At 34.4% G+C, this 605-nt stretch carries 1 protein-coding gene; it reads left to right on the top strand.

The features are described from left to right. Window positions 1–67: 67 nt before the first annotated feature. On the top strand, window positions 68–605 hold a 538-nt coding region (locus ACIPNH_RS00800), incomplete at its 3' end, for a baseplate J/gp47 family protein (protein WP_400770986.1).

Here is a 605-nt window from a genome sequence, read left to right as displayed (position 1 = left end):
TTGACCTAGAAGGATTATACTTACCAAGCGGGAAAAACATTCATTTTGATGAAATTGTAGTTTAAAGATGCAGCAGCTAAATATTGTAGAAAAGCCAAATTTCGAGGAAATATTTTTAAGAATGAAGGAAGAGTTAGTCTGTAGAGATGAAACCTTTTCAGCATTAGTAGAATCCGATCCAGCAATGAAGGTTCTGGAAGTAGCAGCGTGGAGAGAACTTTTACTCAGACAAAGGATAAACGAAGCTGTAAAGGGTAATTTACTTAAATTTGCAACGGGAGAAGATCTTGATAACTTAGCTGAATTTTATGGAGTAGAGAGAGAAAAAGAAGAAGAGGACGAACGATTTAGAGAAAGAATAAAAGCAAAAATAAAAGGCTGGAGTACAGGAGGAAGTAAAGAGTATTATCGTTATCATGCACTGTCAGCAGATAGTAGAGTAAAAGATGCATTAGTAGAATCACCTATACCAGGAAAAGTACAAATTTCAATTTTATCAACACAATTATCCACAACTGGCATAGTGTCAGAAGAACTACTTGAAATTGTAAAAAAGCAGGTTACTAGAGATGATATAAGGGTTTTAACAGATACGATAACAGTAA

Source organism: Wolbachia endosymbiont of Drosophila barbarae (genome assembly GCF_044752445.1).
Lineage (GTDB): Bacteria > Pseudomonadota > Alphaproteobacteria > Rickettsiales > Anaplasmataceae > Wolbachia > Wolbachia pipientis.
This window is presented reverse-complemented; position numbering and strand designations above follow the sequence as displayed.